At 36.0% G+C, this 26,595-nt stretch carries 22 protein-coding genes; 1 reads left to right on the forward strand and 21 read right to left on the reverse strand.

Annotation, left to right across the window (positions count from 1 at the left end):
• Positions 1-154: 154 nt before the first annotated feature.
• The 21 genes from N8N51_RS07895 to N8N51_RS07995 form a co-directional block, all read right to left on the reverse strand.
• Positions 155-1,264 (reverse strand): glycosyltransferase, encoded by a 1,110-nt coding sequence (locus tag N8N51_RS07895; protein WP_261103972.1) that lies wholly within the window; start codon positions 1,262-1,264, stop codon positions 155-157.
• Complete coding sequence (locus N8N51_RS07900) at positions 1,261-2,826, reverse strand: lipopolysaccharide biosynthesis protein (protein WP_261103974.1); 1,566 nt, start codon at positions 2,824-2,826, stop codon at positions 1,261-1,263. The genes N8N51_RS07895 and N8N51_RS07900 overlap by 4 nt, the downstream gene beginning before the upstream one ends.
• Positions 2,827-3,789, reverse strand: a complete 963-nt coding sequence (locus N8N51_RS07905) for a capsular polysaccharide synthesis protein (RefSeq protein ID WP_261103977.1) — start codon at positions 3,787-3,789, stop codon at positions 2,827-2,829.
• Between the two features lie 5 nt (positions 3,790-3,794).
• Positions 3,795-4,790 (reverse strand): glycosyltransferase, encoded by a 996-nt coding sequence (locus tag N8N51_RS07910; RefSeq protein ID WP_150923056.1) that lies wholly within the window; start codon positions 4,788-4,790, stop codon positions 3,795-3,797.
• Between the two features lies 1 nt (position 4,791).
• Positions 4,792-5,766, reverse strand: coding sequence for a glycosyltransferase family 2 protein (locus tag N8N51_RS07915; RefSeq protein ID WP_084926359.1), 975 nt, complete (start codon positions 5,764-5,766; stop codon positions 4,792-4,794).
• Between the two features lie 13 nt (positions 5,767-5,779).
• Complete coding sequence (locus N8N51_RS07920) at positions 5,780-6,739, reverse strand: glycosyltransferase family 2 protein (RefSeq protein ID WP_261103978.1); 960 nt, start codon at positions 6,737-6,739, stop codon at positions 5,780-5,782.
• Positions 6,732-7,742 (reverse strand): glycosyltransferase family 2 protein, encoded by a 1,011-nt coding sequence (locus tag N8N51_RS07925; RefSeq protein WP_084926357.1) that lies wholly within the window; start codon positions 7,740-7,742, stop codon positions 6,732-6,734. Before N8N51_RS07925 ends, N8N51_RS07920 begins: the two co-directional genes overlap by 8 nt.
• A 39-nt stretch (positions 7,743-7,781) precedes the next feature.
• The gene (locus N8N51_RS07930; RefSeq protein WP_261103979.1) at positions 7,782-8,747 is read right to left on the reverse strand and encodes a glycosyltransferase family 2 protein; all 966 of its coding nucleotides are present in this window, start codon (positions 8,745-8,747) and stop codon (positions 7,782-7,784) included.
• A gap of 14 nt (positions 8,748-8,761) precedes the next feature.
• Positions 8,762-9,871: a CDP-glycerol glycerophosphotransferase family protein gene (locus tag N8N51_RS07935; protein ID WP_045611641.1), complete on the reverse strand. Its 1,110-nt coding sequence runs from the start codon at positions 9,869-9,871 to the stop codon at positions 8,762-8,764.
• A complete protein-coding gene (locus tag N8N51_RS07940; protein ID WP_261103980.1) occupies positions 9,868-10,947 on the reverse strand; it encodes a glycosyltransferase in 1,080 nt (359 codons plus the stop codon). The genes N8N51_RS07935 and N8N51_RS07940 overlap by 4 nt, the downstream gene beginning before the upstream one ends.
• 1 nt (position 10,948) lies before the next feature.
• Positions 10,949-11,347: a glycerol-3-phosphate cytidylyltransferase gene (gene tagD / locus N8N51_RS07945; protein ID WP_045611645.1), complete on the reverse strand. Its 399-nt coding sequence runs from the start codon at positions 11,345-11,347 to the stop codon at positions 10,949-10,951.
• Positions 11,344-12,177 (reverse strand): glycosyltransferase, encoded by an 834-nt coding sequence (locus N8N51_RS07950; protein WP_045611648.1) that lies wholly within the window; start codon positions 12,175-12,177, stop codon positions 11,344-11,346. Before N8N51_RS07950 ends, tagD begins: the two co-directional genes overlap by 4 nt.
• A 16-nt stretch (positions 12,178-12,193) precedes the next feature.
• Complete coding sequence (locus N8N51_RS07955) at positions 12,194-13,294, reverse strand: EpsG family protein (protein WP_045611651.1); 1,101 nt, start codon at positions 13,292-13,294, stop codon at positions 12,194-12,196.
• A gap of 30 nt (positions 13,295-13,324) precedes the next feature.
• Complete coding sequence (locus tag N8N51_RS07960; protein WP_045611653.1) at positions 13,325-13,978, reverse strand: CpsD/CapB family tyrosine-protein kinase; 654 nt, start codon at positions 13,976-13,978, stop codon at positions 13,325-13,327.
• A 1-nt stretch (position 13,979) separates the two neighbouring features.
• The gene (locus N8N51_RS07965) at positions 13,980-14,684 is read right to left on the reverse strand and encodes a YveK family protein (RefSeq protein WP_045611656.1); all 705 of its coding nucleotides are present in this window, start codon (positions 14,682-14,684) and stop codon (positions 13,980-13,982) included.
• Between the two features lie 42 nt (positions 14,685-14,726).
• Positions 14,727-15,302, reverse strand: coding sequence for a sugar transferase (locus N8N51_RS07970; RefSeq protein WP_052691054.1), 576 nt, complete (start codon positions 15,300-15,302; stop codon positions 14,727-14,729).
• 235 nt (positions 15,303-15,537) lie between these two features.
• Positions 15,538-16,269: a capsular polysaccharide biosynthesis protein Cps4B gene (gene cps4B, locus N8N51_RS07975; RefSeq protein ID WP_060628350.1), complete on the reverse strand. Its 732-nt coding sequence runs from the start codon at positions 16,267-16,269 to the stop codon at positions 15,538-15,540.
• A 305-nt stretch (positions 16,270-16,574) separates the two neighbouring features.
• Positions 16,575-17,753 (reverse strand): hypothetical protein, encoded by a 1,179-nt coding sequence (locus N8N51_RS07980; RefSeq protein ID WP_261103982.1) that lies wholly within the window; start codon positions 17,751-17,753, stop codon positions 16,575-16,577.
• 17 nt (positions 17,754-17,770) lie between these two features.
• The gene (gene addA / locus N8N51_RS07985) at positions 17,771-21,421 is read right to left on the reverse strand and encodes a helicase-exonuclease AddAB subunit AddA (protein ID WP_261103983.1); all 3,651 of its coding nucleotides are present in this window, start codon (positions 21,419-21,421) and stop codon (positions 17,771-17,773) included.
• Complete coding sequence (gene rexB, locus N8N51_RS07990) at positions 21,418-24,693, reverse strand: ATP-dependent nuclease subunit B (RefSeq protein WP_261103984.1); 3,276 nt, start codon at positions 24,691-24,693, stop codon at positions 21,418-21,420. The genes addA and rexB overlap by 4 nt, the downstream gene beginning before the upstream one ends.
• A 128-nt stretch (positions 24,694-24,821) precedes the next feature.
• Complete coding sequence (locus N8N51_RS07995; protein WP_261033732.1) at positions 24,822-25,493, reverse strand: CPBP family intramembrane glutamic endopeptidase; 672 nt, start codon at positions 25,491-25,493, stop codon at positions 24,822-24,824.
• Between the two features lie 207 nt (positions 25,494-25,700).
• Between N8N51_RS07995 and N8N51_RS08000 the strand changes: the two genes are divergently transcribed.
• A complete protein-coding gene (locus N8N51_RS08000; protein WP_261086346.1) occupies positions 25,701-26,510 on the forward strand; it encodes a Cof-type HAD-IIB family hydrolase in 810 nt (269 codons plus the stop codon).
• Positions 26,511-26,595 lie beyond the last annotated feature (85 nt).

The following is a 26,595-nucleotide window of genomic DNA, read 5'->3' on the forward strand; positions in this document are numbered from 1 at the left end:
CAGTTCTTGCTTTATAACATAGAAATCTACTTTATATTATATCATGACTTCTTTATTTTGTCCGCTTTTGCTTCCAGATTAAATAGTGTTCAAACGATTAAATCATAATAAAAAAATTAGAGAAGACATGTTTGTCCTCTCCATCAACTTTTTATTACTCATCAAATAATTTCTCTAACTGTCTGGTTGCTGATTCAATCTCGTAGCCATTTTCATCTATTAGCTGTTTCACCTTTTCTGTATCAAGTTCCCGATTATTTCTGACTGACAAAATTTTATCCGCCCATTCTTCAAGAGAGTCTTTCAAAGACAGGCTGTTATCGTAGTTATCTAGTATTCTTGCATCTGGTAAATGATTTGCAGTTACAACAGGTAATCCATTTGCTTGTGCTTCAATGAGTACAATTGGCAATCCTTCAAAATTAGATGGGAAGAAGAACACATCTAATAAATTTAGCATTTTTCCGACATTAGTGGTCAAGCCTGTAAAGATGACTTTATCTGCTACTCCATATTCTTTTGCCACATTTTCTAAAAAAGAAGTATCTCCTCTTCCGATAAATACTAAGCGAGAATTGGGTTCTTTTTTGACGATTTCAGAAAAAACCTTAACACAAAAACTTTGATTTTTTTGTTTTTCATATAGGCGAGAAACTTGTCCTACGACTAAACAATCTTCTGGAATATGATATTCCTTTCGAAGTTGGGCTTGCATTTCTTGATTATATAAAAACTTTTCTACCTCGATGGCATTATGAATCACTAAAGCTTTTTCTCTTTCGTTTCCATGATAAAAATGGTTTAACGCTTCTGTTCCGCAGGCCCAAAAATCGGTCGCATATTTGCCGACAAAAAGACGATTGACTGGATGAACAAAGCGGTAAAATTTATCTGCTGTTGCACAATGTCCATGAACAATTCTTTTTTCGATTCCGTATTTCTTTGCTAATTTTAAAAATTCTAGATGAGTCAGACCATTTTGATTGGACCATAAAATATCATAACGATGAGCATTCTTCTTAAAGAAACTATCCCATTCTTTTAATGCCTGTTTCATATGAGGTCTTAACTTAGGGATTCTATGAACGACGAGAGGATTGTGGCAAAGCTTTTTAAAATGTTCACTAAATTCAACATCTTCAGAACCTTGTAGTAAAAATTCCAGTTCAAATTCAGAGGTATCGATATGATTATAAAAATCTACCACAATTTTTTCTAGTCCACCGATATCTGGAACTAAACCACAAACTAATATTCGTTTCATATTTTTACCACCTTATTTTTTAACTTTAATACTTTTTGAATCATTAGTATAATTTGTCTTCCACCTTCATGATTTCTAAATAGGAAAACGTAGACACCCAATACTATCAAATAAAGGACGATTTTGATGATCAAACCGAAAATGAAATCTAGCTGAGTTAAGAGGTAGTTATCCAGCAAACTCAAAAGTAGAAAGCTTATCCCTGCGACAGTGAAATCTTGTAACAATGTTTTAAAAAAATCCTTTGAGGAAGCTTTCAATCCATACTTAAAGGCGCTATAGGGTTCATACCATGTACAGGTCAAGACTGTTGAACAAATCGTACCCAATAAAATTCCAGATACCCCTAAATCTAAAATCACTAAAAAGTAGAGTGAAAGGGAAATATTTAATAAAATCTCGACGATAACTTTTTTATTTTGCTCATAACTTAATCCATAAACTGAAATCAACGTTAGAATCGGTCTTCTATAAAAAGTTAGGAAAAAATGAAGGACAATCAAAATCTCAACTGTACGATTAAATGAAAAATTTTCCCCTAACCAGATGGTCATAAATGGATGAATGAACATTAAATAGCCTAAGCTAGCAAAATAAATCAGGCTAAAAGCAATAAACTGGAATTTTTTTAGGAATTTAACTATATCTGCTACTGTCGTAGATTCCGAATGGACTAAGTTACCTACGGAAGAAACAACTGAATTGATCACAGTATTTAAAATCAGTGAAAGAAATCCTAAAACATAGGTATAATTCCCATAAATACCAATAGCTGCTAAGCTGACAAAACTTGCCATTAGAATACTATCTGTTTGAAAAACAATTGTTTCTCCAATACTACCGACTACATTTCCTTTGATATTTCGGATAAATTTTCCTTTTTCCTCCTGATTAATGGGAGTTATGTCATCATTAAACAGGTAACCATACAATCTATCTACAATCCGCGACATGATGATATTCCCTATAAAATTCATGATGATACTGATTAATAGATAAAAGATATAATTTTTGGTAAAGAATAAAATTCCGATTTGCAAGCATACACGAAGCGTATTTAATCCAAAGTCAATCAAAGTCATCATATAATTACGCTGATCGACATAAAGCAAGGTTCGTTTATAGGAGAAAAAATAGCTAGAAGCTGAGTTAAAAACAAAGAGGAAAAAAATCAAATTTACTTCGCTATTTACCGTATAATCCTTTATCATATAAGGAAGAAATAAAGAAAGTATAGAGCCTAATATAAAAATAGAAAAGCCTATGATTCTATATAATTTTTTGAAAAGAATCATAAAGGCATTGATTTTCCCATGTTCTTCTCTACCTAAGGGGCCATATAATGCATAGCTCATGGCTCCAGCAACCCCTAATTCCGCCAAAGACAGGATAGAAACTAAGCTAGACAAATAATTGTTTAATCCTAGATAGGTTACCCCAAGTAAATTGATAAAAATAGTTCGATTGATAAAGCCAAGAAGGACTTGAAAAGGTTGCAATGCAAGAGCTATACTTGTATTTAAGGTGGCAAATTCGGTTCTACTTTTTTTCGTGTATTTCATCTATTCCTTTAATTTTCCTTGCAAAAGTTGATCTAGATAACTTTCTGGAACGACCTCTTCTTTATTGATTTTATATGTAGTTTTCATAATAGGTGTTGTTTTTAACACATCTTCCCATTCTTTTTCATCAAAAATATCATGGGCATGGTCTCTTAAAAACCAAACACGCTCAGCTGGTGCTAGAATAGGTAATCTATCCACTAAGTTTTCAAAATAAGGACTGCACTTATATTCGGACAAAATAAAATAATCCATCATCAGGTAATGAATAAAAACTGGATATTTACGAACATAGTAAAGATATAAATCCCGAATATGTTTAAAATAAGGCTTGCCTTTTTTTCCTGCCAGAAAGAAACCTGCCCATTTAAAGTCACCAACAGTTCGTTCTATTTGTTCAGATCGTATAGGTGGATGATTCAAACTAAAAAAGTCCCCTTCAAACATTTCTAAAGTTGCATAGGGAGATACAAATAAGGTTGCATCCATCCAAATGCCACCGTATTGGCATAAGAGACTAAAACGAATAATATCTGAATAATGCGCAGCTGATAATTCTTTTTTCTTGTATTTTTCGGTGATGTCTGCTGGAATATTGATGAAATTCGCCAGATTTTCATCTGTCAACAAATAGAATTCACAATCATTTCTTTTGGCGAAGTCTTTTATGGTCTTTATTGAAGTCTGGACTGTCTCAGGCATTTGAGCTTCTCCCTGTTGCCACATTGTCCAAATTATTTTCGGAAATTCTGTTGTTTCTTCTTCTTTTTCATTACTCGAATCAACTAGTTGTGCTTCTTTTCTTAATTTTAGTACAAAATCCAAAAGAATCTTTCTACGAAAATCATAAAACATCTTGTCAGATTTTTGTGCAAGAAAGTAAATAAATGTTAGTTTAAGGCCATAATATTTTAAAATTTGACGATAGCGAGCCATTTTTTTTTGTAAGGTTTGTAGTTTCATAAACTCTACAAATTCCTTTCACATTTTTCTAAAGCTGTTTTTAGAAAATATCCGTTACGAAGTTTCTCTCCTACTATTTTACTATTTTTAATCAGCTCTTGAAAATCTTCTTCATCAATCGAGTTTAAACAATCTGCAATTTCAAATAATGAATCAACAAGTATTCCACAATGGTTTTTTCGTACAAACTCCGCTAAAGCAGATTGGCTCCATACAATAATCGGAAAACCTGATGCTAAATATAAAGAGGCTTTATGCGGGTTATTCATCTTTAAATATTCTCCATACATTCCACTACAAGTATGGGGGCTATCTCCATCCCAGACTAAGCCAAAACCGCCATGCAAGTGATTAGAAAGTTCATCAGGAGAAAAAGCACCATTATAATGAACGTTTGAAGGAAGATTCTCCTCTTCAAAATTAATCCCATAAATAGAAAATTCAGGACTTTCAGGTAATTGTCTTGCATATTTTGTTTTTCGAATATCAAAATTTCCAGCAACTATAACCGTATTTTTCTCATAAGTTTTCTTCTCTTCATAATTTGAAATCAAATAATCAAATATCTCTAAGGAAACAATCTTCTCTTCCGGTATTCCCAATCGAACAAGTTCACTTTTCATCTTTTCGTTATGAGCGATAATACCGTCGACTTTTTCAAGGACTGTTTTATTTTGTAAATAATGGATAATAGAGTACTTGAAATCTGTAAACGACTTGATGTTTTTGTTTCTCAGGGACTCGATATCGTGAATCAGCAAATAAGCTTTGAATGTTCTATTTTTCAAAAATCTCGTTAAAATTTGTTTTTTTAAGGAATCCCATAATAACGGAAATTGAAGAACTAACACATCATTTTTTGTCAAAGTGATGGGATTTGAATCATTATTTAGGGAAAAAGGTTGATATCCTGCTTCTAGCATTATTTTTTCAGCATCTAATCTTGCTTTAGATCCTGCATGTTTGGCTTCTGCGTAAAATTCTTTTAAGTAATAATTCATACTACTTCAACCCTCTCCAAAATCTTTTTACAATATATTTTTCAAATCTCCATTGAATGGCTCCAACAACTCTTGAAATGAAGACAATCTTTTGAGGGAATAATCGATAGGCTCTCATTAAAAATGAGCGACTTGAACTTTTAGCGTAACGATTCAGGTACTCGACATATTTTTCTTGATAGGGATTTCCCTCAAATATACGATAGTCGACAAGGTGCATCAAAACTAAATGGAATAAGCGACGTTGTACGTATGGGAGTGAGTCAGCATTTCCTTCATATAGTTGCTCCACTTTATCACAAATCGTAAACAAATCCAAATTTTTCAAACTAAATTCGCGATTCATAATACTACCAGAACGCACGCGATAATAGTATCCTATATAATCAATTTTTACCATTTTATGTATCTGTTTTAAGATTCCCATTCCGCCATACACATCTTCATAAAATAAACCTTCTAAAAATGGAAAATTGACAATCACTTGTCTTCGAAAAAGTTTAGCAACTGCATTCAAACGGACAATATTATCTTTACATAAAGAGACTAAAGCTTCTTGGGCATTTCCTTGAAAAATAATTTTTACATTTTCTGGTGAAGGGATTGCTAATTCTTCTTGATCATTCGTATACCAACACTCTACAATATCAATATCATCTGAGGTAACCTGTTTTATCAATTGTTCCAACATATCTTCTTTAAGAACATCATCACTGTCTACAAAAGTGATCAATTCGCCTTTAGATTCAGTCATACCACGATTACGAGCGCCACTTAATCCTTTATTTTCTTGATTGATTAAGTGAAAACGAGAATCTTGTTGACAATAGCGCTCACAAATTTCTTTTGAGCCATCTCTTGAACCATCATTGACTAGGATCACTTCTATATCGGTATAAGTTTGATGTTGAATACTATTTAAACATTCTTCCAGATACTCTTCAACATTATAAACAGGTACAATGACACTAATCATAAATAGGCTCCTATTAAATTTTCCATTTTTTTCGAATGTCTAAATATCTTAAATACAGAGGATAATATAAACTAAAAAAATATTTTGATGAATAACTATACCATCTTAATAGTTTACTAGAATTGAAAATATCTGATGATTTCTTAGCTATTTCAAAATAGTTATCAATTGCATCAACATATAACTGATAATATGGATGTCCAACTCTTATGTTATACTTTTTAAAATGTCCAATACCGACTAAAAATAACATATTCCCTACATAAGGTAACCAATTATCTTCTCTAAATTCCTCTAATAATTTTTCGCCAACTTTAAAAATATCAAGATTCTTTTCTGAATATTTCTGATTCATCGTACTAGAAGTATGATATCGATAATAATAACCAATATAGTTAATTTTTCTCATTTTATGAATATATTTTAAAGAGACGATTCCAGTATAAAAATCTTCATAAATTAAATTTTCTAAAAACGGAACTTTCTCCACTATTTCACGACGATAGAGTTTTGCGACTGGACTCCAACTTACCCCGTGATGAAAACATTCATATAAGGCTTCATTTGAATCTAATTCTTTAACACCAATTTCTTTTCCTTCGGAATTTAAACAATGAATATCCTCGGTTATATTACATTCTACAATATCAATTCCATCAGACATATACTTCATTAGTTGTTCTAACAGACCAAGACTTACAACATCATCACTATCGACAAACATGATGTATTCGCCAAGGGATTCTTTCACACCACGATTTCTGGCTACGCTTTGACCTTGGTTTTTTTGATTGATCAATCGGAAACGCTTATCCATTTGGCAATAACGCTCACAAATCGCTTGTGAGCCATCTGTAGAACCATCATTGACTAAAATGACTTCTATATCTTGATAGGTTTGCTTTCGAATACTTTCTAGACATTCTTCCAGATATTCTTCCACGTTATAAACTGGAACGATTATACTAATCATTTTTGTTCATAAGCTCCTTCATTTGTCTTTTGTGAGTCAACTTTCTAAATTTACTCCATCCTTTATACAGAAACTGATACACTGGATGAGTAATCGTTAAAAAATATTTTGGCGCTATGAAATACATTCTTAGTAAACGGTATTTTCGAACAACTTCTTGAGATTGCTTCGCAATAAAAGCAGACTCCTTTATAAAATTCTCATACAAACTAACACAAGGACTCTTCTTCGTAATGCCATCTCTGTAATAATGACTAACCCCTAGATAAAACATAAAGTATCCAATATACGGTAATAAATATGCATCATCTTGGAAGGATGCTATTAATTGATTTCCAACTTTAAAAATATCTAAATTTTTCTCATTAAAAGAAGTTGTCATAGTACTATTCGGACTAAATCGGTAATAATACCCAGTTAAATCAACAACTACCATTTTTCGAATATTTTTTAAAAAATTAATTCCTGTATAAACATCCTCGTAAATAACACCTTCTAAAAATGGAACTTTTTCAATAATTTCTCTTCTATATAATTTTGCACATGGGGAATAATTCACTTCTTTAAGTGCTATACATTTAATAATGGCTGCCGTTGAATTACCTTCGAAAATAACTCGAATCGGTTTATTTTTATGCAATTCTTCTTGATTGCGAACAAGACTACATTCTACTAAATCCACATCCGCCTTCATATAGGATAGTAATACGTCTAGTATATTTGCTTTAATGACATCATCACTATCGACAAACATGATATATTCACCAAGGGATTCTTTTACGCCATGATTTCTGGCTACACTTTGACCTTGATTTTTTTGATTGATCAATCGGAAACGCTTATCTGTTTGGCAAAAATACTCACAAATAGCTTGGGAGCCATCTGTTGAACCATCATTGACTAAAATGACTTCTATATCTTGATAGGTTTGCTTTCGAATACTTTCTAGACATTCTTCCAGATATTCTTCCACGTTATAAACTGGAACGATTAAGCTAATCATAAAACAGCTTCCTTCTCATTCATTTTTATTCATCTGAATTTACTTTCTAATTCCATTTTTTAGTTTCCACAAAAAATGATAAACAGGGAAAATGATCGAATTATAATATTTTGGACAAATATTATAGAGGCGAATCATACGCGAACTTTTTGCAAGCTCAGGATTTTTCTTGGTGATAGTTACATAGTCGGCTAATTTCTGATTATAGACATCTGCATATGGATTTCCTTTTTGGATATAGTCTTGATAATGCATGGTTGCTACATGAACTAGGAAGCTGCCAATGTAAGGAAGAAGTTCTTCCCTATCGGAATACAAGTCTATCAATTGGTCGCTTACTGTAAAGATATCTAGATTTTTAGGAGTAAAGGTTCGATGCATGATACTAGCTTGATGTTGTCGATAATAATAACCTTTATAATCAATTTTAATGATTTTTCGAATATATTTTAACATTCCAATTCCACAATAAACATCTTCAAAAATCACCCCATCTATATAAGGAACAGCTTCAACAATTGATCTTCTATAAAGTTTTGTAACTGCATTAACATTTAAAACATGTTTAGGGAAAATTTTTACTGCTTCTTGAGAGTTCCCTTCGAATAGAATACTTGGTTCTTTAAAACTTTTAGCAAGAAATTCCTCGTTAGATACGGTAAACTGACTTTCCACAATATCTACGTCTTCACGCATATAGTGTATTAAGGTTTCTAAATAGTTCGCTAGAATCATGTCATCACTATCTACAAATGCAATAAACTCCCCTCTTGAAGCTGCTACACCAGTATTTCGTGCAGCGCTCAATCCTTGATTCTCTTGATTCAACAAGTGAAAGCGACGATTCTCTTTACAATAACGTTCACAAATAGCTTTTGATCTATCTGTTGAACCATCATTGACTAAAAGGACTTCAAAGTCTGTGTAGGTTTGGTTTTGAATGCTGTCTAAACATTCTTCCAGATAAGTTTCTACATTATAAACAGGTACGATTACACTAATCATTCTTTATCCTAACCTTATTTCCTTAATCCAATTTCATCCAAAAGTGTCTTTGTAAAATCTTTTTGAATGGCATTTACCTTGTTATTAACTTTTTTTCGTTCTTCAATATAAGGATCTTCAGATTTCATGACACTCGCTAGGAAATCTAATAAATCATGCGAATCACGAATGACACTTCCCACCATTAAACTCTTCACATCTTCAAACACAAAGCCTCTTTTTTCTTTGTATTCCTCATAATCATTAATGGTAAATGCTACGGGTCTATTTAATAAATAATAGTCTAAAAATACTGAAGAATAATCTGTAATCAATGCACTGGTTGTGCCCAAAAAGGTATATAAAGTCCCATACTGCTCACTAATGATATCTTCTGTCAATAGATGAATGGTCGAATAATTCATTTCAAATTTTAACTGAGATTCCTCAAGAGGATGAAGTTTAATGTAAAGTTGATAGCCATAGTTTGAAAGTAGTTCTTCTATGTTTTGAAAATCCTCTTCTTCTAAAGAAAATATCAGTGCTGCTTGGCTATCATGATAGTTTTTAGAATTACGGTAGGTTGGCATCCAGATGATTTTCTTCTCCTCTTTCTCTTTAAAGAGCTCATCATTTCGAATATTGCCAACAAGAAGCATCTGCTCGTCCTTAGCATTAAAGGCTGCTTTCATGATTGGAGTAAATAAATCTGAAGAGGAGACTAATTTTGTAAAGAAATTATAGTCAATCTTTTCCATGCCAACTTCAAGATTCCCAATTTTTTTCAAGGGCATTCCATGCCACAAGTTGACAACCATCTGGTTTGGAGCAGGTTTGATGGGATACTTGCCAAAAGAATAGAAAAAATATTTAGATGTTAAAAAATAAAAGAAACCTTGATAAATAGAAACATACTTCACATTCTTTTCTTTTTCTAAATGATAAAAATCATTTGAAGCACAAACGATTTCGTATGTTTCCTGATAGCCATTATCCACTAAATAGTGATAGAGGGTTCTAAGATTATCTCTGAAACCCCAGTTAGAATAGAGAACAATTCTGTTCCTTTTCTTGGGAATCATTTTATTTAGTTTATAAGTAAAATCACTTACTTTAAACAGTAAGGGTTTTAAATAGTTGATCATTCTCTTTTTAAACCTTGCTTATAAATTTCTTTTAAATTTTGAACATTTTCTTCAATGTCAAACGGCTTTAGGTGTTCATTTAGCTGTCGTTGTTTCTCATTGATAGGCGTCTTTTCGATATAGTTTACCCATTTAGCCTTATCTAGAGGCATGGCTGTGCAGAGTTCACTAACGATCTGAGTTGTTGGATCAATCGTTTCATTCATGAGAATATCGACTCCAGAACACTGAGCCTCTACAAGCACGATTGGGAAACCTTCATACAAAGAAGGAAAGGCAAAAATATCAAAGGCTGAATAAAATTTATGAACATCTTCTCTTTTTCCTGAGAAGATAACATTCTTCAAATCCTTACTATTTTCTTCTAAAATAGCACGATCTGGCCCTTCACCAACAAAGAAAAAGGTAACGTCAGGTAATTCTTTGGCAACTTCAATCAAAAAACTCTGATTTTTGAAGGGATTTAAAATGCCAATCATCCCTACTACTTTTTGATGTTCAGCTATATGAAACTCTTTGCGGATTTCTTCTCGAAAAGTTGGAGAAAAGCGATACTTATCGATGTCAATTGCATTTGGAAGGATTTGAAAAGATTTCTTTCCAAATATCTTCAGTCCAGCTAATTGGCCACAAGAGATACGATGGGTCGCATTTTTCAAGGCTAGAAAGACCAAAAATCGATTGCGAATACTTTTTAACCAAGTGTCTGAAAATTGGCTACTATGATTGTGGTAAATCCTAACTGGAACACCATTTTTTCGAGCATAGTAATTATGTATAAAAGCAGTTATAGGAGTATGGACATGGAGAATGTCAATTTTATTACTTTTATAAAATTGACGACACTCTCTCGCATAGGCAAATAATTTAGAAATCTTTAGGGCAGGAAATACAATGCGTTTGATTTCTTTTTCATCTAGGTATTGATTAAATGGGAAATGAGCCTCTCCATTTGACTCTCCAACCATATATTCAAACTCTTGATCATTATTTGGGATATGATTTTTGATAAAACTTTGTACCCCACTCATGGTATTCCTTACACCACCTGTTACATGTATGACCTGATATTTCATCCTAGTTTCCTTGATTCAAATCATTCTTTATCTTAGAAGTTGAAATTTCTTTTGTTCGTGATAGGTAAACAACCTCTATTCCAAAATCACTTAAATAATCAAATTTTCCCTGCCAATCATCTCCAATGACAAACACATCAGCATGATACTTTTCTATGTCTGAGATTTTTTGATCCCAATTTTCTTCTGGTATGACGAGATCCACATATCTGATAGCCTCTAATAAAGATTTTCTTTTTTCGTAATCAAAATAACATTCTTTATTCTTTTCTAGTCTATTAAATTCATTGGTAGAAAGCCCGACAATGAGATAATCTCCCAAAGCTTTTGCCCTTTTTAAAAGATTAATATGACCGTAATGCAATAAATCAAATGTTCCGTATGTAATGACTCTCTTCATATCTTCCTAACCACCTCTACATCTTCTCTCATTTTTTTCTTATAGACCCATTTCCTAACTGAATTCGGAAGAATTCGAACCGCGTTACGCAGGAAAATATTTCTAAGAAATTCTGCTAGACTAATGTCTCTTCTACGATAAAAATCTAATTGGAGCATAAAGTCCGTCTTTACATACAAGAAACCACCTCTACGTAGGTAGCTAGAATCATTTGTTTGCATAACAACTAAAGGTTCTTGGATATTCAAAAAATCCTTGGTTGGATTATCGTGTAACAATCTCATTGTGAGGTCATAATCCTCTAGATAGCGGAATTCACGATAATTACCAGCCTTCAAGATATACTCTTTTTTCATCATACTAGAAGGATTATTAAAGGGATTTCTCATTTTCGAATATTGACGAATTTCGGCTGTAGTTTCTGGTACTTTCTTTAAGGCGGTAAACTCTGTATTTTTCTCTAGGATATTGGAACCAACCATGATGAGGTCGGGATTTTTTTCAAAGGCTGCTAATTGCTTCTCAAACCTTGTTTCTAGAGAATAATCATCACTGTCCATTCTTGCAATGAATTCTGTTTGGCATTGATTAACTCCAAAGAGAGAGGCTGGTCCTGAGCCTAAGTTTTCAGGTAAATGAAAAACCTTTAAAATCGGAATTTCTCTCTGCAACTTTTGGATTTCTATTTCTAACTCTTCAGTCAATTCGCCATCACAAACTAAAATGATTTCTGTCGGTTTAAGGGTCTGCTGATAAGAACTTAGTAAACTTTTCCTTAAATTTGTAGGAGTCTCTTTTTTATAGACTGTCGTTAGAACTGAAAATTTCATTTTATAACTCCTAAACCTAATTTCCAAATAACCAATCTACAATAACTGAACGGTAGGGAACGACATGGTACCAGTCAGCTTTAAAATAAACAATGACTAGAAAGATTGCAGCATAAACCAATATTACCAAATAAAATAAAATCCACTGAATTTTTTTTTCACCTATTTTAGATAAAATCATGGGGATATATAGGCAAATAAAGGGGGTAAAATAGTGTGCGAATCTGCCAAAAAGACTTGTTTGCAATGTTGACGCGGTAAATAAAAAGGAGATAAAGAACAAAGTTCTTATAAATTCTTCTTCAGTCGATAACTTCTGTTTTCTAATCACTACTTCTCCAAAGACCAGAACGATACCATACCAAATTGTTAAAAATACAGGTGCCCATTTATTGCTTTCCAAAAACCATGATGATTCCAGATAGGAAGTATACTGAGGGAAGAAAGAAATAAAGATAGTTGCAATTTGTTTGATAAAAGGTAAGATGATTAGAAATGCAAGGAACACAAATTGGTATATTCTTTTATTTAAAACGATTTTTTTAAGGGGGAAAAACAAGAGGCAGACGATACCAGATGTATGAAATAAGGGAGTTAGTAAGATAAATACCCATGCTAAAATCTTCTTGTTTTTTACTACGTAGTGAAACCCTAAAAAACTTAAAGCGATCGCTAGACCTTGCCTGATATTTGATAAAGAATAAAAAAAGAGTCCTAACGAGCTGAAGTAAATCAGTAAACTCATGTAAACATTTTTAGAATGCTTATAAAGCACAAGAAACCAGGCAATTAAAGTTATAAAGGCATAGGAAAATAATAAAAATGGATAGTGCTCACTAAAGTTTCTTAGGAAAATATTACTTACTAAATAACCAAGTTCAAATCGAGAACGAAATAGATTTGATAAATCCGGAAGTTGTAAATGATTCGATTCAAAAATATGGATATAAGTTCCTAAGTCTCCTCCGACGCTAGAAGTACGAAAACCCGCAATGATTAAAAAAAAGAAAAAAGTCGGAAGAACAAGGAAACCTAACTCTTTTACTTTATCCTCATATTTTAATGAGAAAAAGGCAAGGAAAGAGATATAGACGAACATTAAAAGATAGATTGTCATTTTTTCTCTCCTGCCTTTCAAATAGTTAGTTTAATAATAGTAATAATAGGTATCTTTATGTGAATCAATTTTATTCATTATCACACCAAGTAGTCTAGCTCCAACATGGTCTAATCTTCTTTTTGCTTCTATTATTTGTCGTCGTTTTGATTTTTTGATATCTACTACCAGAAGGGTAGCATCCGAAATACTGGCTAAAACTTGGGCATCAGTTGCTGCTAGCAAGGGAGGTGTATCGATAATGACATAGTCATAAAAATCCTCAAATGCTTTAAGTGTTTCATCCATAGAAGAACTAGCTAACATCTCAGAAGGATTAGGCGGAACAGGTCCTGAAGTCAGTACATCTAAATTCACATCATTTATCGTCAAATGATTAATAGAATCTACTCCTGACTTCTTTAATAGAAAGGTACTGAGTCCTTCAGTGTTATTTAGCTCGGTTAATTTATGTTGAGTTGGTTTACGCATATCCGCGTCTATGATAATCACTCTTTTCCCCTGTTGGGCCAAAGAAGCGGCAAGATTGATACTGACTTCACTCTTGCCTTCATTGGGGTTGGCACTTGTAACGACAATGATTTTAATATTTTTTCCAAATTCTGAGAACTGAAGATTACTCCTTAAAGTTCTAAAGGACTCAGCTACGATGGATTTACTGTTATGAATAACTTCGATATGCATGTCACTCACCTCTTCTCTTTCTCTCTATAGTCGGAATCATCCCGAGAACAGGTGTTCCCACTAACTCTTCCAAGTCTTCGTAAGAATCAATCGAATCACTCAGTACATATTTGATGAAAATAACATTAAATCCTACAAAAGAAAATACTAGAATAGATACAAGAAGATTCTTCCATAGAACGGGATAAACTGGAGAATCACTTCCCAGTGCTTCTGTAACAACTGACAAGTTGTCGCGCCCTAATCTATCTGCTGTAAATTTCTTGTACTGAGACACATACTCTTTAATATAACGTTCAGCTAAATTTCGATCTAGTCCTCTCACTGTTATTGTGACCAACTGAGAACCTGAGTCATTTGTTAATTTAACAGACTTGATTTTTGAAATTTCATCTGGTGATAAGCTTAATGCTTTATTGGTCTCATCTTTTACAGGGGGAAGATCTGCTATCTCTAAATAAGTCTTAGCTTGTCTTTGAAAGAGGTTTATAGCTTCAATCGTTTGCGCATCATTATTTTGCCCATTTGTTTGACTTGAAGTGTTCTTCATTATGAGCTTAGAGGATACACTGTATATAGGAGAAATGATAAAAACAGTATATAGACCAACTGCTGTCGTCCCTACTATAGTAAATAGAAGTAAAAATAGTAGTTTGCTTTTTATCAAAGAAAAAACTCTATTAATATTTTTATTAAAAATAGTCATATTATTGTTTGTTTCCTTTTATTTATTTTTTCTTTCTTAGAACTACCTAGATCCGTTCCCGGTAACCATCACTTTAATTGTTTTTAATAGTATAAGAAAATCTAACTTGATACTTTCGTGATTGATATAGAATAGATCGTAGACTAATTTATCTTTAGGAGTTAATTCATAACCACCATTTACTTGAGCCCATCCTGTGATTCCTGGGCGGACAGCTAAACGTTCATTAAAATTAGGGATATCTTTCAAAAATTCATTGATAAACTCTGGTCGTTCTGGTCGTGGTCCAATAATGGACATCTCACCTTTAATTACATTAATGATTTGTGGTAATTCATCAATTCGTGTTTTACGAATAAAACGTCCAACTTTTGTAATGCGTGTATCATTTTTGCTCGCCCATTTATGACCATTCTTTTCAGCATCTTGATACATGGATCGGAGTTTATAAATTGAAAAACTTTGTCCATTTAAACCAATTCGTTCTTGTATATAAATAGGATTACCACTTGATTCGATTACAATAAAGATACATGCTATTAAACAAATCGGGATAATTAATAGTAATGAGGGTATAGAAATTAGAAGACCTATAATTCTCTTAATTCTCCTATACATAAGCATCATTCTCCTAGAAAAAACTAAGGCGCACACATATATATGCGTGCGCCACTCACTACGTTGATGCATATATATATATATATATATATAGTCCTGAGTATAAAAAGCTAGAACTAATAAAAATATGTATATTTACCAAGAATTAAATCATACAGTTCAATATAACATAAAAAAATAAGATTTTCAAGCTTACGTGATTAAAATACAGGAAATATACCTAAATTAAATGTTGCTAAATATTTTTGTTCGATATAATCAACTGAGGATTTACTAAAAATAATTCTTCTGCTCTTTCCTTTCCATACTGATGACTAATTGCGTCAAATGCTTGCTTCATATATGGTGGTCTTGAGCTTAGATTATGCATATCGCTAGCCACACAGTGAACTAGATTATAGGATAGAAAATACTGAGCTCTTTTTTTGAGTAAGCGATACTTATCCCCAAACATTTTAGGCTTAAGAACACTTGAACTATTTATTTGAGTATAACATCCCATATCTATCAGCTCTTTAACTCTTTTTTCATTTTTTTCTAGTTCAGCATAGCGTTCAATATGGGCAATGACAGGTCTAATACCTAACAATAAAACTTTATTTACTGCATTGCGGATTTCCCAATAGGGGGTGGTCGGGCTGAATTCAATCAAAGCATATTGTGTATCGTTCAGAGTAGGAATCTGCTTGCTTTCCAATTTGTCAAGAGCATCTTGGGTGAAGTATATTTCAGCTCCATATAAAAGAGTTAAGTCAGGCAGTTCTTTCTTAGCAAGTGCTTGAACCTCTTTAAAGTTGGTCATAATTGTATCTTCTGGAGTTTCAAACATATTTTTACGACGATGTGAAGTGGATACAATTGTACGAACTCCCTGTGAAAAAGCTTCTTTCAGAAGAGCTAGGCTTTCTTCAATTGTGCTTGGTCCATCATCTACACCAAAAACAATGTGAGAGTGGATATCAATCATGTAATATTTCCTTATATAATAGAGTTTTAGTTACTGTAATAAATAATTCCTGCATTTATATATAAGTATTTAGAATAACCTATAAATATTGGTTTATACAGTTTGTTTTCCTGATGTTATTATACTACGAAACATTAAAATAAGCTACTTATAATTAAGTCTCTCATAATATTTTAAAAGTTATCCAGTATAATAAAGCATATATCAATAAGCGTGTTTTGTTTTCGAATAAATCTGTTGAGAATAATAATGACACTGACTATTAAAACTAACACCTACCATGGCATTTCCACGGCAGGTGTTACTTATATCAATAATCGTTCTAAAAATGGTTTGATGCAGTTGAGAAGAATTCCATCTATCCAGCTTTCTTGTGCTGAGGATAGATGTTCTGTCTGAAGGCTTTCTTTTAAGAAGTCTCGGACTTGTTCTGGTGAGATTTCAAACTCAAAAGCTTTCATTTTATAGAAAAAGTTGATGAGATGATCTGACAGGTATTGGGTTGAAAAGGGAACTTCTCCACTTTTTCGATATTCTAATAAGAGTCGAGCAAATCGGGATTTTTCTTCAGGAAGGTCACGAAAATAGGAATTGAGGAGCCAAGTCTGCTTCTGTTTTCTTTCAACTGGATCCTGACTCGCAATTCGTTGGTCTTTTTCCAGCTCTTTTTGATATTGTTTGGCCTTGATGGCCCGTTCTGTTCTATTTTTACCAAAAAGAATTTTCTCCCATTTGCGTTCTTCTTGAGTCAGGGTTTCTGTAAAACCAAAATAATCTTGATAAGCCCGCTCTGCTGGGCCCATGGCTAGAACTAGATTGTCTGCATACTGCTTGGCTATTTTATCCCTCTTCTTGCGCTCTTTCTCTGCCTGAATACGGAGTTCTTGTTCGTAGTCAATTTTCTCCTTACCTAGCTTGACAAGGTAGAGTTGGTCATCTGGTTTTCCAAGTAAAAAGGGTTTGATACACTTTTCAAGAACTTCTTCCATGCGAGCCTTTTTCTTTGGCTCAGCCTTGGTCCAACTGCCTCCCTGAAAGACTTCTAGGAAGAGTTGGTAGTCTCTCTCAGGTGTGAATTGATTCCCACGATTAGATTTGAAAACACCTTTTTCCCAGAGCCATTTTAGAAGTCGCTCGTCAAAGTCACTTTTATTGACCTTGATTTTTTCCTTTTTCTGGGCTTTTCTGGTTAGATTTTCAACCTTTCTGAGCAGTTTTTCTTCCTCTTCTAGTTGCTGGTCAAGGGACAATCGATGAAAATGACGAACACAGTCGCTACCAATTGGAAAGAGGCGTTGGCCTGTGACACCGTTAAAGAGTTCGTAAGCGTATTTGATAGCATTCCCACAGACGCAATTGCTACGGCCGATACCGTTAAAAATCAAGGAAACTTCATTCCATTCCTTGGTAGCTTGTTCCCAAGTATCAGCTTTTGAAGCCTGTAAAACCGCATCGTGCAGGGATTTTCTAACTGGAAGTGTCATGAGGTCTTCTTTCTAGATTATACTTTTACAACTTGAACCTCGTCTTTACCGAGTAGTATCAAGTATTTTTCAATATTTTCAATCGAATAGGCTCGTGATAAAGCCTCTCCGTATAGGGCTAATTGACCACGATAGCGGTCTATGAGTTGACTTGGCTCATCATAGCGGTCTGTCTTGTAGTCAAACAGAACGATTCTATCCTCGTAAAGTAGATAGCCATCCAAGATACCACGGACAACGAAGTCTTCCTGACTCTTTTGATCTCGTTTGAGCATGGAGAAAGGTTGCTCGCGGTAGAGATGGTCGGTATGAGCGAGAATTTCCTGACCGAGTGCTGTGTCAAAGAATGCAAGAATTTTAGCAAGATTGATCTTGTCTCTAACAGCTGGACTGGTTTGAACTTGTTTGAGAGTTTCTGTCAGGCTAGCAAGCGTTGGTCGCTGAGTGAGGTCCATTCTCTGCATCAGTTCGTGGGTAGCACTACCAATCTCAGCTCCTGTTACCTTTTCTTTGGTTGAAAAATCTGGCAACTCAAAGCTAATTTTCTTGTCTACTGCCTGGCCTTGACTAGCAATCTCGACACCTTCCATATCCATAACAGGTTCGTAGAATTTCTTGATTTGACTTGGGGTTTGAACACTAGGAAGTTCAATGGCTGCGCGGTGAAGAGTATTGTAAACTTCCACTTCTTTCAGCATTTCCAGAGCTTCTTTAATGGTTTCTGACTGACGGTTATCTGCTTGAGAGCTATCTTGTAGAGGGCTCTTGTTTTCCAACTCTCCGATAGCTTCTCTGGTCAACTGATCTTCTCCAACAAAACGATAACTAAAGTTGAGATTGTCTTTGGCAAACACTTTGCTGATAGCCCAAATCCAATCTTGGAAATTTCTTGCTTGAAGTCTAGTGTTGCTGTTTAGTTTTCCATTTTTAGCTGCTGGGTATTCCTTGACTTCCAGTTTTTCACGAGAACCCTTACCGACAAGATAGAGCTTTTTCTCAGCCCGCGTCATGGCAACGTAGAGGAGACGCATCTGCTCTGAATAGCTTGCCAGCTGTAATTCTTCTTCGTTCTGTCTATAGGTCAGGCTAGGAATGGAGAGTTTGATGGTTTTAGGATAGTGATCTTCCACTGCTCCAGTCTCCATTTTGGCAATATACTTGACACCTAGACCGTTTTTACGGCTGAGGATGACTTCTGACATGCTGTCTTGCTTATTGAAATCTTGATCCATATTGAGGATAAAGACGTAAGGAAACTCCAGCCCTTTACTCTTGTGGATGGTCATAAGCTCTACTGCATCTTTTGGCGGTGCGACGGCCACGCTTGCCAAATCATGCTGGGCTTCTAAAACTTGATTAATCATACGAATAAAACGAGACAAGCCCTTGAAATTACTCTTTTCAAATTGATCAGCACGCAGTGCTAGGGCATAGAGATTGGCCTGTCTAGCAGGACCATTTGGCAAAGCCCCAACATAATCATAATAAAAGCGGTCGTTATAAATCTTCCAAATCAAATCATAGAGGGAGTGGGTTTTGGCATACAAGCGCCAAGAAGCCAAGATATCCATGAATTGCTTTAGTTTCTTTTCTAGAGCTGTGTGAATCAAGTTTTTCTGGCTGCTAGCCTGTTTTTGAGCATTGACCAGTTTCTCATAGAGATTTTCTTGGACTTTATCCTCTGCTTTCTGAAGGGACAAACGTGCTAACTCGTCTTCATCAAAGCTAAACATTGGAGACTTCATAAGGGCAACCAAGGCATAGTCTTGCAGGGGATTGTGAATGACACGAAGAGTGTCTAGCATAACTTGTACTTCTAGAGATTGGAGATAATTGTTTTGCTCTCCGTCAGTTTTGACAGGAATTCCGTACTCAGACAGGGCGAGGAGAATCTGGTCATTACGACTGCGACTGGAGGTCAGAAGGGCAATTTCCTTAAAGGCAACACCTTGTTCCTTATGGAGTTTCAGAATCTCCTTGATAACTAAGCGCATCTCGCCTGTTAGTTTCGTTTCTGCCTGCCCCTCTTCTTCCTCACTTGTGTCATCCTTATCGTAGAGGAGAATTTCTGCCTTGTTTTCTGGATTGGGAGTCAGTTTGCTATTGGCAAAAACAAGCTGGTGCATGTTATCATAGTTGATTTCTCCGGCTTCTTGGTCCATGAGGCGTGCAAAAACATCATTGGTTGCTGACAGCACTTCTGAACTGCTACGGAAATTTTCTTTGAGGAGAATCAACTTGCCTTCTTGATGATTTTGCGCATAGCGTTGGAATTTCTCATTGAAAATCTGCGGATCTGCCTGACGAAAACGATAGATGGACTGCTTGATATCCCCCACCATAAAGCGATTGTGACCATTAGACAGCAATTCCAACATCCGTTCTTGAATGTGATTGGTATCCTGATACTCATCGACCATGACTTCGTGGAAGCGCTCCTGATAAGCCTCACGAACTTGCGGGAAATTCTCTAAAATCTCAATGGTATAATGGCTGATATCAGCGAATTCAAAGGCGTTTTCCTGGCGCTTACGTTCACGATAAGCCTCCACAAAATCGCTCATAAATGTTTGGAAAGTCTTAGCTAGTTCCCAGGAGTCTTCATGGTAACGTTCTTGATAGTCGAGAATGGTTATCTGGTCTGACAGTTGTCCTAGTTTAGCAAACTGGGTCTTTCTCTCTTCGTTGTAGGCATCGACCAGCGGTTTCAAATCAGCCTTACGACTGGCATTAGTCAGAGCTCGACCATTTTTCTCTTTTGAAATTGCGACAACACGCGCAAGCACTGCTTGATAAGCCTGACTATCGGACTCTTGATTTAAGGAGCCAATTTCATCCAGAACTAACTGAACATTTTCTAAATAAGTAGCCTTTGGAAACTCCTTGGCATCGTTATCCAGATGATAACGGAAAAAGCTTTCCAAATCCCAAAGGGCTTGTTTGATTTGCTCAGTTAGTTTTTCTTTTTCACTGGTAAAATCAGCTTTTTCAAAGCCTTTGAGAAAAGATTCACTTAACCATTTCTGAGGATTACTGGTAGATTGGAGAAAGTCATAGATTTTATAGACCTGCTGGCGCAGACCACGTTCATCCTTGCCATGTCCAGCAAAGTTTTTCAGCAAATGACTAAACTTCTCTTTCTGTTTGCCTTGGTAATGGGCTTCAAAGACCTCATGAAAGACTTCGTTTTTTAGAATGAGTTGCTCGCTTTGGTTTTGTAAAATACGGAAATTAGGCGCAATATCAATCAGATAGCCATGTTTACCAAGGAATTTTTGTGTGAAAGAATCCATGGTTCCAATGGCTGCGTTAGGTAGGTCTGCCAACTGGCGACCCAGGTGTTGTTTGAACTCGACATCATCCGTTTCTTGGATTTGTTGGCTGATTTTTTTCTCCAAACGTTCCTTAAGTTCAGTCGCAGCCTTGACGGTAAAGGTTGAGATAAAGAGTTGAGAAATTTCGACACCATGCGTCAATTGGTCCAGAATACGCTCGGCCATGACAAAGGTTTTACCAGAACCAGCAGACGCTGAGACAAGGATATTTTGACCAGAAGTGTAGATGGCTTCGATTTGTTCGGCAGTTTTCTTTTGTTCCTTGCTCGAATGCGCTTCTGCTTCTTGCAATTTTTGAATTTCCTTCTCAGTTAAAAAGGGAATGGGATTCATCGATTCAACTCCTCTCTTATTTTTTCAAACCATGCTTGCTTAAGTTTTTCTCCGACCAGACGCTTGCCGTCAGCCAAGTCTAACTTCTCTAGGAAACGGGCTTGGCCCAAGTGGTAATTGGCTTCAAAGCCTGTGATGGCTTGGTGTTGCTGGACGTATGGGGCAATACTTCTGCCATTCTCTGTGTATGGATTGATGGCGAACTGTCCTTCTAAAATCTTCTCTGCTGCTTTCTTGTAAAGATGGGCATTGTAGTCCAGTAGGAGCTGGAATTCCTCATCCGTCAGCTGATTAGCCTTGTTTTTGTTGTAAAATTCGCCCAAATGACTACTTTCTTTTTCTAAAAAGAGTCCTTGGTATTTCATAGACTTGCTGGCTTCTACTACTGCACCTGCCAGACTTTTAACGGCCATCAGAGATTGGACTGGCTCAGCCATTTCCAAGTACATGGCACCAAAAAAGTTCTGCTCTCCTTCTCTTTTTAGGGCAGCTAGATAAGTTGGTAACTGGGAATTGAGTCCATTAAAGAAATGGGGAAACTGGAACTGAGTTAGACTGGACTTGTAATCTACTACTCCGATTGCTCCATCAGCTTTCAATCGGTCAATGCGGTCAACCTTGCCTCGTACAAAGACACTGCGTCCATTGTCCAATTGAATAAAGGCCTGCTCTTTTCCACCAAAATTTGCCTCTTCTTTAATGGTTTCGATGGCTGGATTATGACGGAGAATGTGGCCAGTCGTGCGAGCTACATCGAGCAGAACTTCCTTGGTAAACTGTGCTTCCAAACTTTCTTGATAAATTGCTTCAAATTCCCGTTCTTGACTGGTTTCTTGGATAGCCTGCTCCAAACGTTGGTCAAAGGAATCTTCGTCAGGCAACTGCAAGGCACGTTCAAAAATGCGGTGCAAGAAATTTCCGTGACTACGGGCATCAGGACGCAAACGTAATTCCTCCTGCAAGCCTAAAACGTAGCGGAGGAAATAACTGTATTCATTGCGATAAAACTCCGTCAAACCAGAGGTAGAGAGGTAAAATTCCTTGTCAGCTGGATAGAGAGCCTGCAAGGTATCCTTGGTCAAGGGCTTACTGCTTGGACTGGTTGGGAGGGCTGGATTTTCCAAACCTTGCTGGTTTAGTTTTTTACCCATGACACGCGCCAGAACCTTAATAAATGTCAAATCTTGCTCAGTCTCACTCATCTCGCCCTGCTGGTGATAGGCAACCAGACTGGACAAAAGACTGTGATATGACCCCATATCTTCCTTAGACAGCCCTTTGTGATTCATCCTCCTCTCTCTCCGCCTAAATCCAAAATGAACTAGCTCTTGAAGATAGGCTGATTCTTTGCTTTCACTTTCATTAAAAAGGCTTGGAGACGACAAGACCAACTGCTTACGAGCAGAATTGACCAAGGAAAGTATAGTATAGCGATTTTTCTTGAGATTTTCACTGCTGGCAATCAGCAATTGCGCCCCATCTTCTGTCGCTTGGTTTAGGCTCTGTCTTTCTTCGTCTGTCAAAAGACTGGTGTTTTGCGCAATTTTTGGTAAATTGTCCTGAGTCAATCCAATGGCGTAGACAAAGTCAGCTGTCAGATGGGCAATCAAATCGTAACTCTGCACCAGAACAGTGTTCACTGTTGCTGGAATGGTACGGTATTGGGACAAACTCATTCCAGAATGGAGCAAGGCTAGGAAGTCCTCTAGACTAACCTGTGAACCAGCAAAAACAGTCGCAAATTGTTCTAAAACATGACAGAAAGCCTTCCAAACTTCAGCTTGTCTTTCTTGTTCAAGAGCTTCCATAGTGGCTGTCAAATCTTGGAGTTGATTAGTCACCGCTCCTTCTTTTAGAAAAGAATTCCACTTTTGCAAGAGGTTTTCAGCCTTTTGTTTTCGGCTGGCAAACAGAGTTTCAAGAGGTGTTAAAATACGCAGACGAAGAGCATTTAAACGATCTAAATCAAATTTTCCATGGTGGGATTTGTTGAAGGCTTGCTGAAAGGCTGGCAAGCCATTGATACCAAGATAGCGGATATATTGCTCAAAAGAATCAATATCAGCCTGACTAAGGTCGGTATATAAACCCGTTCTGAGGAGGTTAATCAAATCTTCCTGACGGAAACGATAACGTTTTAAAGCCAAAATAGACTCGACAAACTGTGTCAAAGGGTGGTGGGCCATGGATTCGCTTCTACCAAGATAGAAAGGAATCTGATACTGGTCAAAAATGGTTTTCAGCGATAATTGGTAAGAAGCTACATCCCCCAAGAGAATACGAAAATGCTTGTAACTCAGGTCTGGATTAACATGCAATTTCTGACGAATACTACGCGCTACCAACTCCAATTCTTCTTTTTGAGTTAAGCAAGACCAGATTTGTAAGTTTTCACGGTCTTTCTCATCGACATCCAAAGCGAGTTCTGAAAAGTCATAAGAAGACTCCAGCAAACGAGAGGCCTTATCAAAACTATCCATCTTCTCATGAGTTTGAGAATAATCCAGAGCAGGAGTTTGGTATTTAGAGGCTAAATGATGGAGAAACTCCACACTGGCTTGATAGAGATTACCCTCACTAAAAGGGCTAGTATAGGCTTTCTTACTAGCATAGGCTCCAATGACAATCTCAACACCCTTGCCGTGAAGTAAGTCCACAATTCGCTCTTCTTCGGCAGAAAAACGGGTAAATAAATCAATAACCAAGGCGATTTGAGTAAAATCACTACTTACCTTGTTATTCTCGATAGCCTCAATCAAATGGGACAACTGACTTCCCTGAGCCAATTGCCCTTGATTGAGATAGGCCGTTACTTTCTCAAAAATCAAGAGTAAATCGGCTCTCTTGTCCTCATCCGTCAAACTCTCCAAGTCCAAAAAACTCATTTGAGCAGTCGTCATCTCGTGATAAAGATCAATCAACTGCTGGATAAACTGAGGATCCTGCTTAATCGCACCATAAACACGTAAATCCTTGGGATCGAGTGCCTCAAGGCACTTATAAAAGGCCATCCCAAGACCGATATCATCAAGACTGGTCTTGGCAGGCAAATCATTCAAAATCAGGTAACGAGCCATTTGAGTAAAGCGCGTGACGGTAATCGCAAAAGAAGCCTGCTGGGACAAGCATTCCAGCACGGCGCGTTCTTTTTCAAAAGAAAGAGAGTTGGGGGCGATGTAGAAGACCCGCTTGCCAGTAGCAACTAGCTCTTCCGCCTCTCTAGTTAGAATTTCTGTCAAAGAAGTCCGAATATCTGTATAAAGTAATTTCATCTCAGCCTCGTTAGAATTTTTCATTACCTTTTATTATACCATGATTAGCCACCCAAGTCTGAAAATAATCAGTTCTTGCTCATCTATTGAAAAGAAAATGCCGGAAAGTTCCGACATTGTTTTAGAAGCTAACTTCCTGAAAATAGGAGTAACCACACATTCCAGAAGGCAGTGATATTAATGAAAATATGAACTAGTATTGGATAATAGAGATTTTTAGTCATACGATACAATAGAGCCAAAATAAGACCTCCACTAGCATAAATGAAAAAAGCAAGAGGAGTTAAAGCGAAATTGATATGAATATAACCGAAAATAATAGCAGAAAGCAAGATATCTCCGTACCAAGGTGAGTTTTTGAAAAAGGTTGTCATAAGCACACCGCGATAAATCAATTCCTCAGCAATAGGGCCGATGAAGCAAACTATGAGCAAAAAATAGGGTAATTCCTGTCTCCCCATCATTTCTATCGTTTCATTCAAAGAAATTTGATTTGAAGACGAGGGTATGAAATAAGACAAGAGGAAGTCCGACATATACAAAATGATGTAGCCCAGTAAAAGGTAGATAAAGTACCTCAACTGCCACTTGAAATGAAAAGTCTTCTTTCCTGCAAAAACTAGTAGATAGATGACCGCTAATAAAAGAACTCCACTCTCCATCAAAAGCAGAATCTGAAAAAATTCACGACTTGCTGGTAGATAAGGCTTTGCGAGGTGATTGAAAAGCCCCCAAAACCATGTTGATTTGTAAAAAATTAAGGACAATGCTAGTAAAATCTGAATAATCCGTTTTTTCATATTAAATTCTCTGTTTTCCTTGACTAGATTATTGAATATTAACTGTATAACAAGTTTAGTATAGCATATCTTTTCGAAATATCCTCTTCAAATCATGAATTGTTATCAAAACATCTTAAACTGTAAAATCAATTAGCCCCAAGCTTCCTATCAATTTCTTCTCCAAAATATGCTATAATAATACCAAAAGATAAAGAAGGAAGTCTTATGATTAAACTACTAGCCTTGGATATGGACGGAACCCTCCTCAATGAAGCCAAGGAAATCCCACAAGCTCATATTACTGCTATTCACCAAGCTATTGAAAAAGGTGTCAAACTGGTTCTCTGTACAGGTCGTCCCCTTTTCGGCGTCCTCCCCTACTACAAAAAACTGGGGCTTGACCTCCAGAATGAGTATGTGATTGTTAACAACGGTTGTTCAACTCACCAGACAAGTGACTGGGGACTAGTTGACTGGCAAGAACTTAGTCCAGCAGACATCGAATACCTCTATGACCTAGCTGAAAAAAGTGATGTTCAGTTGACTCTCTTTGATGAGGAGCATTATTTTGTCCTCGGTGGTAAGCCTAATGAAATTGTTCAAAATGATGCCAAGCTGGTCTTTTCAGACCTGACTGAAATTTCCCTTGAGGAAGCGACTAGTGGCAAGTACCGTATGTTCCAAGGTATGTTTTTGGGTACAAAAGAGCAAACAGATGATTTTGAAGAGCGTTTTTCTGAAGAGCTTTGCCAACGTTTTAGTGGAGTTCGTTCGCAGCCTGTCATTTATGAAGCTATGCCACTTGGAACGACAAAGGCTACTGCTCTTTCACGACTAGCTGAGATTTTGAAGATTGATTCCTCAGAAATTATGGCCATGGGCGATGCTAATAATGATATCGAAATGCTCCAGTTTGCAGGACTTGGCATTGCAATGGGAAATGCCAGCGATTATGTCAAATCCCTTGCGGATGCCGTTACAGCCAGCAACGAAGAAGACGGTGTTGCGCGTGCGATTGAGAAATATATTTTATAATTAAGAAGCCCAGTTCATATCAACTGGGTTTTGATATTTAAGAATTCCTAAAACTTTAGAAACTCTTTAGAAATGCTTGAGCTTT

Origin of the sequence: Streptococcus mitis, assembly GCF_946188685.1 — a bacterium.
GTDB lineage: Bacteria > Bacillota > Bacilli > Lactobacillales > Streptococcaceae > Streptococcus > Streptococcus mitis_CC.

Coding starts and splice junctions, on each gene's coding strand:
- rexB (WP_261103984.1), bottom strand. CDS start 24,693: ATGAAATTACTTTATACAGATATTCGGACTTCTTTGACAGAAATTCTA.
- N8N51_RS07940 (WP_261103980.1), bottom strand. CDS start 10,947: ATGAAATATCAGGTCATACATGTAACAGGTGGTGTAAGGAATACCATG.
- N8N51_RS07995 (WP_261033732.1), bottom strand. CDS start 25,493: ATGAAAAAACGGATTATTCAGATTTTACTAGCATTGTCCTTAATTTTT.
- N8N51_RS07960 (WP_045611653.1), bottom strand. CDS start 13,978: ATGCATATCGAAGTTATTCATAACAGTAAATCCATCGTAGCTGAGTCC.
- N8N51_RS07915 (WP_084926359.1), bottom strand. CDS start 5,766: ATGATTAGTGTCATTGTACCTGTTTATAATGTTGAAGAGTATCTGGAA.
- N8N51_RS08000 (WP_261086346.1), top strand. CDS start 25,701: ATGATTAAACTACTAGCCTTGGATATGGACGGAACCCTCCTCAATGAA.
- addA (WP_261103983.1), bottom strand. CDS start 21,421: ATGAATCCCATTCCCTTTTTAACTGAGAAGGAAATTCAAAAATTGCAA.
- N8N51_RS07900 (WP_261103974.1), bottom strand. CDS start 2,826: ATGAAATACACGAAAAAAAGTAGAACCGAATTTGCCACCTTAAATACA.
- N8N51_RS07905 (WP_261103977.1), bottom strand. CDS start 3,789: ATGAAACTACAAACCTTACAAAAAAAAATGGCTCGCTATCGTCAAATT.
- N8N51_RS07970 (WP_052691054.1), bottom strand. CDS start 15,302: ATGTATAGGAGAATTAAGAGAATTATAGGTCTTCTAATTTCTATACCC.
- N8N51_RS07910 (WP_150923056.1), bottom strand. CDS start 4,790: ATGAATTATTACTTAAAAGAATTTTACGCAGAAGCCAAACATGCAGGA.
- N8N51_RS07920 (WP_261103978.1), bottom strand. CDS start 6,739: ATGATTAGTATAATCGTTCCAGTTTATAACGTGGAAGAATATCTGGAA.
- N8N51_RS07950 (WP_045611648.1), bottom strand. CDS start 12,177: ATGAAATTTTCAGTTCTAACGACAGTCTATAAAAAAGAGACTCCTACA.
- N8N51_RS07925 (WP_084926357.1), bottom strand. CDS start 7,742: ATGATTAGCTTAATCGTTCCAGTTTATAACGTGGAAGAATATCTGGAA.
- N8N51_RS07895 (WP_261103972.1), bottom strand. CDS start 1,264: ATGAAACGAATATTAGTTTGTGGTTTAGTTCCAGATATCGGTGGACTA.
- N8N51_RS07930 (WP_261103979.1), bottom strand. CDS start 8,747: ATGATTAGTGTAATCGTACCTGTTTATAATGTAGAAACTTATCTGGAA.
- N8N51_RS07935 (WP_045611641.1), bottom strand. CDS start 9,871: ATGATCAACTATTTAAAACCCTTACTGTTTAAAGTAAGTGATTTTACT.
- N8N51_RS07955 (WP_045611651.1), bottom strand. CDS start 13,294: ATGACAATCTATCTTTTAATGTTCGTCTATATCTCTTTCCTTGCCTTT.
- tagD (WP_045611645.1), bottom strand. CDS start 11,347: ATGAAGAGAGTCATTACATACGGAACATTTGATTTATTGCATTACGGT.
- N8N51_RS07980 (WP_261103982.1), bottom strand. CDS start 17,753: ATGACACTTCCAGTTAGAAAATCCCTGCACGATGCGGTTTTACAGGCT.
- N8N51_RS07965 (WP_045611656.1), bottom strand. CDS start 14,684: ATGACTATTTTTAATAAAAATATTAATAGAGTTTTTTCTTTGATAAAA.
- cps4B (WP_060628350.1), bottom strand. CDS start 16,269: ATGATTGATATCCACTCTCACATTGTTTTTGGTGTAGATGATGGACCA.